Consider the following 12,426-nt stretch of genomic DNA (forward strand, 5'->3'; position numbering starts at 1 on the left):
TCGATGAAAATTGCCTATTCCAATCTGGCTTGTCCGGAATGGTCGATGGAAGAAGTCATGACAAACGCTGTAAAATATGGGTATGACGGTGTCGAGTTGCGATTGTTGGACGGGGAAGTGATTCGCCCGGACATCGCTGCTAGCGCGCGCCGCAACATTGTACGGCTAGCAAAAGAAAACGGATTGGACATTGTCGGAATCGGTGCATCTACCCGGTTTGCCATGAGCGATGCAAAGGAACGTCAACAAAATGTCAATGATTTATTGGCCTATATCGAATTGGCGGCAGCTATGGAAGTGCCGATTGTCCGCACGTTCGGAGGCGTATTCAATAAAAGCAACACAGATCCGCAGCATCATGCGGATTGTGTACAGCGAGTGGCTGATTCTTTAAATCAAGTGGTTTCCCGTGCAGAGGAGTTAGGAATTGACGTGTTGTTGGAGACACATGATGAATTTTCCTCATCCTATCTCGTAAAGGATGCACTGAAACAAGTTTCCAGCGATCGAATCGGGGCGCTTTGGGATACGCACCATCCCTATCGGATGGGAGAAACGGTGGAAGAAACATATGAAAACCTGAAAGACCGGTTACGGCATGTCCATTTAAAAGATGCGAAACGCAACGGGGATGGTTGGGATTTGGTATTGTTTGGATTGGGTGAAGTTCCGGTTCAACAGGTGGTAAAAAAACTTCAACAAGTAGGTTATAATCGTTATCTCACCGTTGAGTGGGAAAGAAAATGGCATCCGGAAATAGCAGAGGCACATCTGGCGATACCGCAGCATATCGAAATTTTGAAAGGTTATTTGGATTGAATCGAAGGTGCAAAATATCGGGTTTTACAACGCGAAAAGATATTTTATGGAGCGCTGAATCTAGACGAAATTTTTGAGCTTTCGATGGACGAATGGGATGACATCATGGACGTCAATTTAAAAGGAATCGTGCTAACTTGCCAGATATTTGCGAAGAAAATGATCGAGCAGAAACGGAAAGGCAGCATTATTAACATTTCATCCGTTTCTTCCATGACTCCCTTGTCAAAAGTATTTACGTATTCCGTATCAAAAGCAGGACTCAACAGCGTGACGCAGTTTTTGGCACGGGAATTTGCTCCATATGGCATTCGTGTCAATGCCATTATCCCTGGGTTTTTCCCGGCCGAACAAAATCGGAAAATTTTAAGTGAAGAAAGAATCGGGTCCATTATGAAACATACGCCGATGAATCGTTTCGGGAAACCGGAAGAACTGCAGGGAGCAGCGATTTGGCTAGCTTCAGAACAAGCTTCAAGCTTTGTCACCGGCACTTTGGTTCGGGTCGACGGCGGTTTTGGAAGCATGACTATCTGAATCAGATCAATGGCTTTGCAACTCATTGTGTCTTGCTATCACTTTTTGAACACTTACGTATAGTAAATTAACTTTAAGAAACCATATCGATAATCGAATCTGTCTGGAAACAAAACGGAGCTCCTTTATGGAACTCCGTTTTGTTATTACATGATTCGTACTGGAGGGTAAGTATTGTTTTTAACTCGGTAGTTTGAAACAACGGGCCAACGAGTGTTCACGGAAGCACATTGCCTGCCGCGCGATAGATCTTATACCATTCTTCCCGTGTCAGATACACATCGCTTGCCTTGCAGCAATCTTTTAACCGTTCTATATTCATCGTACCAATGATCGGCTGCATGTGTGCGGGATGGCGCAAAAGCCAGGCAATGGCGATGGTCGTGTTGCTCACTTCATATTTCTCCGCGATTTCATCGATCTTCTGATTCAATTCCGGGAACTTATCGTTTCCAAGGAATACGCCTTCAAAGAATCCGTACTGGAAAGGCGACCAAGGCTGAATTGTGATATCGTTCAGTCTGCAATAATCGAGCACACTGCCGTCTCGGTTCACGGCAGAATCATTTTCCATATTCACATTGATTCCGCTGGAGATCATGGTGGCGTTTGTGATGCTTAGTTGCAGTTGGTTTGCCACAATCGGCTGCTTCACTGACTTTTTCAGCAACTGTATCTGCATCGGATTCTGATTGGAAACGCCAAAATGCCGCACTTTTCCGGAGCTTTCAAGAATATCGAAAGCCTCCGCCACCTCTTCTGGCTCAACCAGCGCATCCGGACGGTGCAGAAGCAGAACGTCCAGATAATCGGTTTTCAGCCGCTTCAAGATGCCGTCAACCGACCCTAAAATATGTTCTTTGGAAAAGTCGAACATTCCCTTCCGAATGCCGCACTTCGATTGCAGGATGATCCTTTCGCGAATATCATCGTTCATTTGAATGGCCTCCGCGAATATTTCCTCACATGTTCCGCCGCCGTAAATATCGGCGTGGTCGAAGAAGTTCGCGCCTTCCTCCAGTGCAGCCTGGACAAAGCGCTCAGCCTCTGCTTTGTCCAGTGAATTGATACGCATGCATCCGACTGCAACGACCGGTACTTCTAATGTGCTGCTTCCAAGCCTTATTGTTCTCATGAATGTCCTCCCACTAAAAAGTAATGTTTTCTCCTAATTTATAATTGCGTAATTTGGCATGTTGGGTTTGCTAGCGCAGAAGAATGGTGCAATTCCTCACCCGCTCACCATTTATTTTAACTTAACACGAATTCGAGAAGCTTCCGTGTATTTCCTCTTTTTTATTTGGAATCCTGACGAACTCATGAGAAAATTACACATGCAATTGATACTGTGCGTAGTGAGTTGTGATATTAATTTACTTCTTGAAAAAACGACCTTAGCTATGCTTTAATAAATTTAAAGAATGTTTAGAATGATGAGGCGAATTTCATGTTAAGAAAGTCGAGCGCGAAGGGGACAGCTGAATTAAGAAGGCAAAACCGTGACGCGATACTGCAGGCACTGTGGTCCAATGGTCCTTTGTCGCGTACGGATTTGAGTGATATAACGGGTTTGAGCCCTGCGAGTATAACGAACATCGTGGATCAGCTGTTGGGGGAACACCTGCTGTTGGAGAGCGGAGAGGTCAAGTCCCATGTAGGTCGTAAACCAATTCTCCTTGATCTGAATCGGCAAAACATCATGTCCATTGCGATCGATGTAACCGCACCGAATGAAGCAACGGTTGCATTGATTAATTTACATTACGAGCCCCTGCGCACTGTTGAAATAGAAATTGAGGAATATCAAATTTCTTCACTTCTTGAAAAAATTATGGTGGCAGTCCATGGCTTCATGAGAGACGCTCACAAGCATTGTGTTGTGGGTGTAGGCATCACGGTACCCGAAGATCTGGATATCAGCAAGGCAAAGATGCTCTTTTCAACCTCGCTTTCATCAGAGCGAATCGAATTTGCGGAAGCATTGCGTTATCAGTATCGAATTCCGGTACGCATGGAACGAAAGGTTAACGGTATGGCATTGGCAGAGTTGGACACTGGTGTGTGTAAGGAACTGAACAGTTTTCTTTATCTTAACCTCGCAAAGACAGTGGATGCATCGCTGGTCCTGCAACGAAAAGTTGTATTGCAGGGGTTCACTGGAGATATTGGGCACATCGAAGTTGCTTCTCAAGGAGTGGCATGTCGCTGTGGTCGGCGCGGCTGTCTTGATACATTGGTAGGTGGTTGGGCCATTATGCACCGGGTGTTAGCTGACAAGTTGCTTGAATTGGCAGACAAGGCAGATCCATTGTTACTGTTATCGACACACGTGAGTGTGGATGATGTCGTGCAGCAAGCAAGGTGCGGTGATGAGTTGGCTCAACACATTTGTGAGGATGCTGTAAGTGCACTGCGTAAGGCACTAGACGCGGTCTTGGCACTCTTACAAGTAGAGGGGGTGGTATTGGGGTCGGATGCGTACCGCTTGTGGCCAAGGGCTCTTTCCGAATTGCTTCAGGGAAAATCGTTACGTAAGCCTGTGGAGGTTTTGTCGGGTGGTTTGGCATCGTCAGCCTTGCTTGGTGCTGCAGGTTTTGCATTCCGAACATGGATTGGAGAGAAGTAATTCAGTAAGGGAGGGGAAGCAACATGGCAAATTCATTCACTGCGTTGTTTGACAGCAAAAAGATGGTCTTGGTTGTCAGTCTACCCAACAATGACCTTGAAATGGCAAAAGCCGCTGTAGAAGGTGGGGCAGATGCCATTAAGGTGCACGCAAACGTCGAACATTTTGCGAGTGGCAAGGCGTTTAGTTCAATCTCAGAGCAAAGCGAGACCCTGCAGCAGATCGTTCAGACAGCAGGCGTTCCCGTTGGACTTGTACCAGGGGCGTCTACACAAGCTCTAGGGAATGACTTATCCGATTTCATAGAACTTGGTTTTTCATTTTTTTCCATATACGGGCATCACGCACGTGCCGAACTTCTTTCCATTCCCGATGTCGCCAAGATGATTGCGATAGACAGTTCATATACCGCTGATCAGCTCGCAGCCGTAAATCATTTGCCAGTAGATGTACTGGAGGTGGGCATTATCGACCATAAAGGATATGGGCAGTTGCTTTGTGTTCAAGACCTACTCAAATACCGCGCGATCGCGGACAACGTGAAGAAGCCGATATTGGTACCTACACAGAGGGCTGTCAAAGCAAGTGATGTGCCATTGTTGCATGAAGCTGGTGTAAGCCAATCATGATTGGTGCTGTGGTAACGGGTGATGCACCGCAGTCGGTATTTGAACGAACAAATGAGTTTCGACAAGCGATTAATCAAGTCTAAGGTGCGGAGGGGGAACTATAGATGTGGCAGGCAATCGGCATTATCATTTTATTTTTAGTCATTGCAGTATTTATGTTCTTAAGGAAGATTCCAACAGTACTTGCTTTGCCCATTCTGGCGATTGGCATTGGAATAATTGGCGGCATGCCGTTGATCCATATGGTAAAAGGCCAGGATACCGGGCTCCTCACAACGGTGATTGAGCAAGGATCCATCAAGCTTGCTTCCGCTTACATCGCTGTGATTTTTGGTGCATGGTTGGGGCAAATCATGAATCAAACGGGCATTTCCAAGACAATGGTAAAGACTGCTGCAGAGCTTGGTGGAGATCGCCCATTCCTCATTGTGGTTTTGCTATCAATCGCTGTCGGACTCTTATTTACCACGATCGGTGGATTAGGGGCAACCATCATGGTAGCAAGCATCGTAATTCCGATTTTTATGTCTATCGGTTTGCCAGCAATCACGGCAGTGGGTATTTACTTATTCGCACAGGCAATCGGGTTGGAAGTCAACCTATCAAATTGGCAGCTCTATACAAAGGTTACAGGCGTTTCCTTGGACACGGTACGCACATTTGCATTAATTCTCGCTGCAGCCACCGCTATTATGCTGCTGATTTTTGCAGTCATTGAATTTAAGCGTGCACGTCTTCGTTTTACATGGGCGAAACCCGTAAAGAGTCTCGAAACACCGCCACAAATGGAGACACGTGTACCCAAGTTGTCGCTAGTGTCGATGATCCGAGCGTGGAATTGGAAGTGCAAAATTACTCCCAAGAGCTTGGAATTCCTGCCACTGCGACGCATGAAATCTCCAAACTTTACGGACTTCGTACGAGAACTCGTACAGCAGTCATAAACGCGAGCATACTCCCTAAGATGATGGCGACGGCCACCATGACAGAATTGAGCGTAAAGACAGCAGGTATCATGTCGCCGCTGATGATTATGCGCTGTGATGGGGGTGTCATGAGTGTGGAAGAGTTGAGCAGGCGTCCCATTCTTACATTGTTGTCGGGACCAGCAGCGGGGGTAGCCGGTGTGTTGATGTATGAACGTGTTTCAAATGGGGTGTTTTTAGAAGTCGGAGGTACGAGTACCGATATCTCGGTGATCCGTGACGGGAAAGTGATGGTGGATTATTCGGAAATTGGCGGACACAAGACGTATGTGACTTCCCTGGACGTACGAAAAGTGGGGATTGCTGGTGGGAGCATGATACGGGTTGGGGACGGGCGCATTGTGGATATAGGTCCTCGCAGTGCACACATTGCAGGTCTGGAGTATGCGACTTACACCGAGGCGAACATAGATGGCGCAACCGTGGAACGCATTCAGCCGCGGCCAGGTGATCCGGATGATTACGCGGTTCTCCGACTCCCGGATGGGCGTCTTGTGGCTTTGACCCTTGCGTGTGCCGCAAATGCCAGCGGATATGTCCAACCTGAACACTATGCGTATGGTGATGCAGATAAGGCACGTCTTGGATTGCAGAAACTGGCAGACTTCCTAGGCGTGCCGATCGATGACATACTTAAGCATATACACGAAAAAGCCGCAGAAAAGAACGCACAGGTTATACGCGCCATGCTTGCAGACTATCAACTGGAAGGCATGGAGATCACGCTCGTAGGCGGCGGCGGAGGCAGTGCGGCTGTCGTTCCTTATCTCAGCAAGTACATGGGACTTTCACACGTTATTGCAAGGAATGCCGAGGTCATATCTCCAATTGGTGTCGCGCTCGCCATGGTCCGGGATGTCGTCGAGCGAACGATTCCACGACCTACGAATGAAGATATTCTGCGTGTACGGGAAGAGGCATTGCAGCAGGTACTTCGAGCCGGTGCAGCACCGGAAACCGTAGAAATCCAAGTGGAAGTCGACCCCCAGCGGAATGTAGTTCGTGCCGTTGCGATCGGTGCTACGGAACTGCGAACGAAAAATCGTGCAACTGCCGAATTGACAGAGAAAGAGTTGCAACAAGTGGCTGCACAATCACTTGGTGTTTCTGTAGAGCAGGTGAAGCTTGCCGGACGCACAGAGAGCTTTTACACCTATACGTCTGAAGTCCGCAAGAAGCATTTGTTCGGTCTGATCCAAAGGGTCAAAAAGCCCATTCGAGTGATAGACAACGGCGGAGTGATCCGTTTGCAGAGAGCACAGGGTTCGGTGGTGTCTACAACGATTGAGAGGTTGTCTATAACCTTGGCGGATGCAGTCAACAGCGTTTCCACTTACGGTGACGGCGGTGCAGAGCTGCCTGACCTGTTCGTTCTGAGTCCCAACCGAATCATCGATTTGTCCGGATTGCCAAGCGTCGAACAGATGTTAAGTTTAGCCACTGTGGAATTGCAAACGACTTCAACGAATGAACAGCTTGTGTTGATCTTGTGCCGCCGGGGTGTGGCGTAATATGAATCCGTTCTTTCAGCCTTGGAATATTCTGTACGAGTACATGATGGATCATGATCCCGATGCAAAGCGTATGACGCCGACACAACGCCGCAATTGCGCAGCCTTTATCGTGCAATGGGTGGAACATTGCGTTGAGGATTATCGTGACATCGCTGGCGAAAGGCTGCCTTCAAGCGTTGCGGCAGACCATCACATTTCGATTTTGAGTTGCAAGGAGAACAACATCCAAAGCGCTTTGTTATACGCGGTGATCGACGTTGATCGACGTTGATCGACGGGAGATTACTTTGTTTCAAACGAGTATTCGTGAGTTTTGGAATGAAGTAAGGCAAAACTCGGTGACAGAGTGGGCGTTTATGGATGTCGAAGAATTGTTTATCGGGCACGAGTTGTACCACTTCTTCGAGTGCAGTAAATGGGGCTTTGCTTACCAGGAAAGCCCCATCACCTTGCCGCATCCGTTCTTTCGCTGGAAAAAATCAAGCCTAAGCTGGTGACTGAGCTCGCCGCACAACTATTCACACAGCACTTATACAAGGGAGGATTTTTCGTATGAATGAGTTAGAAGTAGATGTCGCGGTACTTGGTGGTGGGCCTGCAGGTATAGCAGCCGCTCTGGGCGCCGCAAGAATGGGCGCAAGTACATTACTTATTGAACGGTATGGATTTCTCGGCGGCATGTCCACCATTAGTCTCGTATATCCTTGGCAAACGTTCCATACGATGGCTGGCAAACAGGTGATACGTGGAGTAGCACAAGATATTGTGGATGAGCTTGTACGCCGGAATGCATCCCCTGGCCATTTGCGAGACACAATTGGGTTCGTTCACACACTGACTCCGTTTGATCCAGATATGTTCAAACTTGTTGCAGCAGAAATGCTGCTGGATTCTGGATGTAGGCTGATGCTTCATACATATGTGGCGGAGGCAGAGGCGAAAGATGGACATATTGCAAGCGTTAAGGTCGTAAACAAATCCGGGATGCAAACGGTGAAAAGTAAAATTTTTATCGATACGACCGGTGATGCGGATGTGGCGTATTGGGCAGGTACGGAAGTACTGAAAGGGCGAGAAAGCGATCATAAGACGCAACCGATGACCATGAAGTTTCGTATGAATCATGTCAATATTGATGCAATTCGGGATTACATGAAGCAACACCCCGATGAGTTCTACAAGAAAAGCTTGATAGCAGATCTTGATCGCATCCCCTTGACTGGTGTCCAAGGGTTTTATAAACACTGGAAAGAGGCAGATTTGCCCATATTGCGTGACCAAGTCCTTTTCTTTATAGGGCCACGTGAGGATGAAGTATTAATTAACCAATCACGCGTCTCCGGGTATGACGGAACACAAGTAGAAGATTTGACGAAAGCGGAAGTAGAAGGGCGCAGGCAGGTGGTGATGATAGCAGAATTCTTGAACCGGCAGATTCCAGGCTTTGAAAACGCACGTATCACCCAGGTTGGTACACAAATTGGTGTTCGGGAAACGAGGCGTGCAGTTGGATTGTATCAGTTAAATCGGGATGACGTCATTCAAGGTCGGAAATTTGAGGATGTGATTGCCCGCAGCGGCTATCCGATTGACATACACGATCCATCCGGAAAAGGAGTGGATTCCGCCTGGATTGGCGACGATGGTGCTTACGATATTCCGTATCGGTGTTTGCTTCCGAAAGAAGTTGACAACCTTCTGATGGCGGGCCGATGCATGTCCACCACACATGATGCCCACTCCACAACATGGCTTACTCCGAGTTGCATGGCTACGGGTCAAGCGGCGGGTACGGCTGCAGCGATGGCGGCTCTCAAAGGTGTCTCACCGCACGATTTACAGGTGGGTGAGCTTCAAAGGAATCTATTGACGAATCGAGCTGATCTTGGATTTTCCTTGGTAGATCTGTAAGGAACCTATGTAGACAATCGTCGGGCTAAAACTGTACGAACCTTGTTGAAGTTGGGTGCTGGTTGTGTAATTGGAACCGTTGGTCATCCATGCCAACGGTGACCCTTCTCCAAGTAGTATAAAGATTAGGTTTCGGAACGATTGCGAAACGCGGAGAAGGTTATAGGCATTGAGTTATTAGAAGAATAGAATCATAAAATGGCGTATAATTAAGTAAGGAAGGTTATCTCTATGGATTTTATTATGAAAGAAGAACTCGATAAAATCGTCGGTAACAAGGCGGTTATCCCGGTGAAAGACTTAATCCGCGTGATGAAAGAGGCGGAATGGAAATTATTGGTTTGATTAAAGAAGAATTTGATGCGCATGTTGCAACCATCAAAGACGCGGATTCTGACGTGCGAAGGAGAATTGAATTCAATCCTGAATTGCTAAAAAGCCTTGAGCGGGCTGAAAAGGACATTGAAAATGGGGATTTTTATACAACAGAAGAAATTTTGGATATGATTGATCGTGGATAAATATTGGATTTATTATAAGTTTTCGTAGAATAGTAAGATTTGCTACATTGAAAGCCTGGTACATACAGCTCAGTCGTATGATCGATAACGAGTTGCTAATTCCAATAGTGGATGAATACGAAGAATCCTCCAATGTCCCCCAGAAGATATAATAAAATTCCTTTTTTCCTTTTTTGCTTTAAAAATTATAGCACGAATCGTCCCATTTTTTATTAAGCTTTGTGCTGTTCTCCATTCCTCTTTATTTGGCACCTGAAAGAAAGTAGGCATTCACCCATCTCATCTCACCTGCGTATACTACAGCAACCTTGAGAAAAGTGAGGTGACAACCGTTGCAAAAGGAGGGCAGCAAATCCCTTCCCGCTATGAATGAAACGAAGTCATTGAAGAATATAAAGCCGGTCATCTTGCGTTGCAAGAAGCGTTTAAACGGCTGCACTCCGAGCGAACGGATCCAGCGATTCGCATGAAATCTGGCCAATCACTTTCGACTGCGCCAGTACGCAATGAAACCAAACCGGTAAAAAAAGAACCCCTTTCCAATGCGGAACAATTGCACATGATCTTTAAAGGCAATCCGGATACCGGAAAGACAACGGTTGCCAGAATCCTGGCCCGACTCCTGCGGGAAATACAGATTATCAAATTGACGTGGCCAAAGAAAAAAGGGATAAGAATTTTGAGATGATTTATGACTTACACTTTAATAAGGGGTTAGCACTCAAAACAATTGAAAAAGAGTAGGGGTTCGATTGGAGGTACAGCAACAAGGTACTTCGTGAAAAGGGTTATGAGCCGAATACAGATACGTATTTTGAACAGCTAAAAGAAAAAAGAAAGGAACTTTTTTCATATTTTGTAAATTGCAATTTGGATAAACTGTTTGTGTGTATCCTTATTTTAAATTAGTTGGGCAATTTTTCCTTAGTATCGGAAATGTTACCATAACATCCAGGTAGGAATCGAAAGAAAAGCACATAGCATAATAGTAATTGGATACTGTATCAAAAGGGAGGGAGGAATCGATTGATTCATTTCAAAAATCAGGTGCAAATTAAATTTGATGGGACGTACATACATAAAGTGACTCGTTCAGAAAATGAAGGGGAAGTTCTACGCTATTTAACCAATAAGAACTTTCCGGTACCCCGCTTCATTCGAATTGAACGTTTGGATGATTGTAATAGCAATCTGGTGATGGAATATATTCATGGACCGCACTTGGAGGTTTGTCCCAGCTTTTATGAGCGTGCATTTGCGTTGATAGTAAAGATTCATGAACTAAGCTTTAAAACCAACATTCTACCAATAACAACAAACTCCATTTATGCCAGTTTAATGAAAGGGCCGGATTTGAAAGAAATCTGTGAAGTGTTCTTGTGGCCGAAAGACAGAATACTAATGATTGCTCATATTTGGCAATTCGTTGATATCATGGGACCGGCATCGGAACCCGTTATCTTCTCTCATGGAGATTATCATCCCCGAAACATTATCATTCGAGATGATGATGTGATAGCAATTGATTGGGAGAATGCAGGGTATCACTCCATTTTTCAAGACTTGTATACATTAATTCATGCATGCTACCCGGATAAAAGAGCTTCCTTGCTTCCCAAAGAACGAGCCAGATTGTTTCATTTATTCTCCAAACAATACATGGACTCCCGATTGTTGGACGGATATAGGACTTTTTATTTACTGAACCGTTTATTGGAGTTGGTTTACATTTCCGATGATCTCAAGAATAGCCGCCGTGAAGAGGAAATGTTAAGGATGCAAGGAGAAACTGTTTTTTATGATTTGTTTTGTTATTTAAAAACAAGGGAGATTTTCTAATGAAAAAAGTCGGTTTGGTAATGAGAAAAATTCAGTTTGGAGAGGCACAAGGACCTCGTGTTTGGGCTGACAGACTAAAACAAATCGGTCACGAAATCGGTGTGGATATTGTTTTTATCTCTCCTGAAAGACATGTGAGTTCCACTGAAGTGTTGCCCGGCTATGAATTTGAAAAAAGCGATTTGGTCAATTATGATATCGTTCTTGACAAGATTCGATCCGAAAAAATTGAGCATGTGATTTATACCGTCGCCGGTTTTTCATTTTTAAAGCTATTTATTCCAAATGCTGTCCTATTTCCACATAGTTTCCCGGATCCGGAGCTGGCCAACTCGGAAATGATGACTCCCTTTTATCAGATGGTGGAAAAGGCTATCGTGCAAACGGAGTTTTTAAAAGAACGAATCGTAAAGTTCGGTGTGAATGATGTCACTGTCATTCCGATCGGAGTTGAAGATGAATTAGCCATGAAACATTATGATCCGAACAAAATAGTACCAAACAGAGTCGTATGGATTGGGCGGGATGAATCCAATCGGCGTCCGGATCTTGTGGTCGATTACGCCCGCCAAAATCCTCAGGTCGAGATCTATATGGTATTTGGAGGACTGCGCTATAGGGAAAGCATGAAACGGTTTTCCCTACCATCGAACTTACACTTGCGTTTTGGATTATCCCGCGATGAAGTTTTTGAGTTAATGAATACTTCAAAGGTCTACTGGTCATGTTCAAGGTTTGATACATTTGCCATGCCGTTGGCGGAGGCTTTGTCGATGGGGAAATTGATTGTGAAGCCGGAGCATCCATGCTATCGTCATATTTCCTCCAGACATGTTTATGCGGGAAATGAGGAAAATTGGTTTGACTTATTAAATATGGCTCTGGCCCATCCGCTTCAGGTATCCGATGAAAATCGCCAATATGCGTTCGATCATTTCTCTACAGTCAAAATGAAAGAGGGTTACCGGGATTTTTTTGCAAAATGGTTGAAATAGACCGTGTGCCGATATTGTGAGTGGCCAACTTCGGTTTGTAAGATAGGTT

General features: G+C 45.6%; 13 protein-coding genes and 1 pseudogene. 13 read left to right on the forward strand and 1 reads right to left on the reverse strand.

Translation table 11 applies throughout. The features are described 5' to 3' along the window. Positions 1 to 3 precede the first annotated feature (3 nt). Positions 4 to 819 carry a sugar phosphate isomerase/epimerase family protein gene (locus LSG31_RS16685; RefSeq protein ID WP_347436190.1) on the forward strand — a complete coding sequence of 272 codons (816 nt, stop codon included), beginning with the start codon at positions 4 to 6 and terminating at the stop codon, positions 817 to 819. Between the two features lie 72 nt (positions 820 to 891). Beyond that, a pseudogene (locus LSG31_RS16690) lies at positions 892 to 1,356 on the forward strand (SDR family oxidoreductase); the annotation flags it as partial. A gap of 217 nt (positions 1,357 to 1,573) precedes the next feature. Here LSG31_RS16690 and LSG31_RS16695 read toward each other — a convergent pair. Beyond that, positions 1,574 to 2,491, reverse strand: coding sequence for an aldo/keto reductase (locus tag LSG31_RS16695; protein ID WP_347436191.1), 918 nt, complete (start codon positions 2,489 to 2,491; stop codon positions 1,574 to 1,576). Between the two features lie 312 nt (positions 2,492 to 2,803). Here LSG31_RS16695 and LSG31_RS16700 point away from each other — a divergent pair, with 312 nt between their 5' ends. The 11 genes from LSG31_RS16700 (at position 2,804) to LSG31_RS16750 (ending at position 12,377) form a co-directional block, all read left to right on the forward strand. Continuing rightward, positions 2,804 to 3,982 (forward strand): ROK family transcriptional regulator, encoded by a 1,179-nt coding sequence (locus LSG31_RS16700; protein WP_347436192.1) that lies wholly within the window; start codon positions 2,804 to 2,806, stop codon positions 3,980 to 3,982. A 23-nt stretch (positions 3,983 to 4,005) separates the two neighbouring features. Then, entirely contained in the window at positions 4,006 to 4,611 is a 606-nt protein-coding gene (locus tag LSG31_RS16705; protein ID WP_347436193.1) for a hypothetical protein, read from the forward strand. 104 nt (positions 4,612 to 4,715) lie between these two features. Then, positions 4,716 to 5,555, forward strand: a complete 840-nt coding sequence (locus LSG31_RS16710; protein WP_347436194.1) for a hypothetical protein — start codon at positions 4,716 to 4,718, stop codon at positions 5,553 to 5,555. Positions 5,556 to 5,593: 38 nt separating this feature from the next. Continuing rightward, positions 5,594 to 7,108 (forward strand): hydantoinase/oxoprolinase family protein, encoded by a 1,515-nt coding sequence (locus LSG31_RS16715; protein ID WP_347436195.1) that lies wholly within the window; start codon positions 5,594 to 5,596, stop codon positions 7,106 to 7,108. Position 7,109: 1 nt separating this feature from the next. Then, the gene (locus LSG31_RS16720) at positions 7,110 to 7,382 is read left to right on the forward strand and encodes a hypothetical protein (RefSeq protein WP_347436196.1); all 273 of its coding nucleotides are present in this window, start codon (positions 7,110 to 7,112) and stop codon (positions 7,380 to 7,382) included. After that, on the forward strand, positions 7,369 to 7,608 hold the full coding sequence (locus tag LSG31_RS16725; protein WP_347436197.1) for a hypothetical protein: 240 nt from the start codon (positions 7,369 to 7,371) through the stop codon (positions 7,606 to 7,608). Before LSG31_RS16720 ends, LSG31_RS16725 begins: the two co-directional genes overlap by 14 nt. A gap of 55 nt (positions 7,609 to 7,663) precedes the next feature. After that, a complete protein-coding gene (locus tag LSG31_RS16730) occupies positions 7,664 to 9,022 on the forward strand; it encodes an FAD-dependent oxidoreductase (protein ID WP_347436198.1) in 1,359 nt (452 codons plus the stop codon). A gap of 326 nt (positions 9,023 to 9,348) precedes the next feature. Continuing rightward, positions 9,349 to 9,543: a hypothetical protein gene (locus LSG31_RS16735; protein ID WP_347436199.1), complete on the forward strand. Its 195-nt coding sequence runs from the start codon at positions 9,349 to 9,351 to the stop codon at positions 9,541 to 9,543. Positions 9,544 to 9,955: 412 nt separating this feature from the next. After that, positions 9,956 to 10,231 (forward strand): hypothetical protein, encoded by a 276-nt coding sequence (locus LSG31_RS23385; protein ID WP_430734302.1) that lies wholly within the window; start codon positions 9,956 to 9,958, stop codon positions 10,229 to 10,231. A 338-nt stretch (positions 10,232 to 10,569) separates the two neighbouring features. Then, entirely contained in the window at positions 10,570 to 11,382 is an 813-nt protein-coding gene (locus LSG31_RS16745; protein ID WP_347436200.1) for an aminoglycoside phosphotransferase family protein, read from the forward strand. Further along, positions 11,382 to 12,377, forward strand: a complete 996-nt coding sequence (locus LSG31_RS16750; RefSeq protein WP_347436201.1) for a glycosyltransferase — start codon at positions 11,382 to 11,384, stop codon at positions 12,375 to 12,377. Before LSG31_RS16745 ends, LSG31_RS16750 begins: the two co-directional genes overlap by 1 nt. Positions 12,378 to 12,426: the final 49 nt, after the last annotated feature.

The sequence above is a fragment of the Fodinisporobacter ferrooxydans genome (assembly GCF_022818495.1).
In the GTDB taxonomy this organism is placed as follows: Bacteria; Bacillota; Bacilli; order Tumebacillales; family MYW30-H2; genus Fodinisporobacter; species Fodinisporobacter ferrooxydans.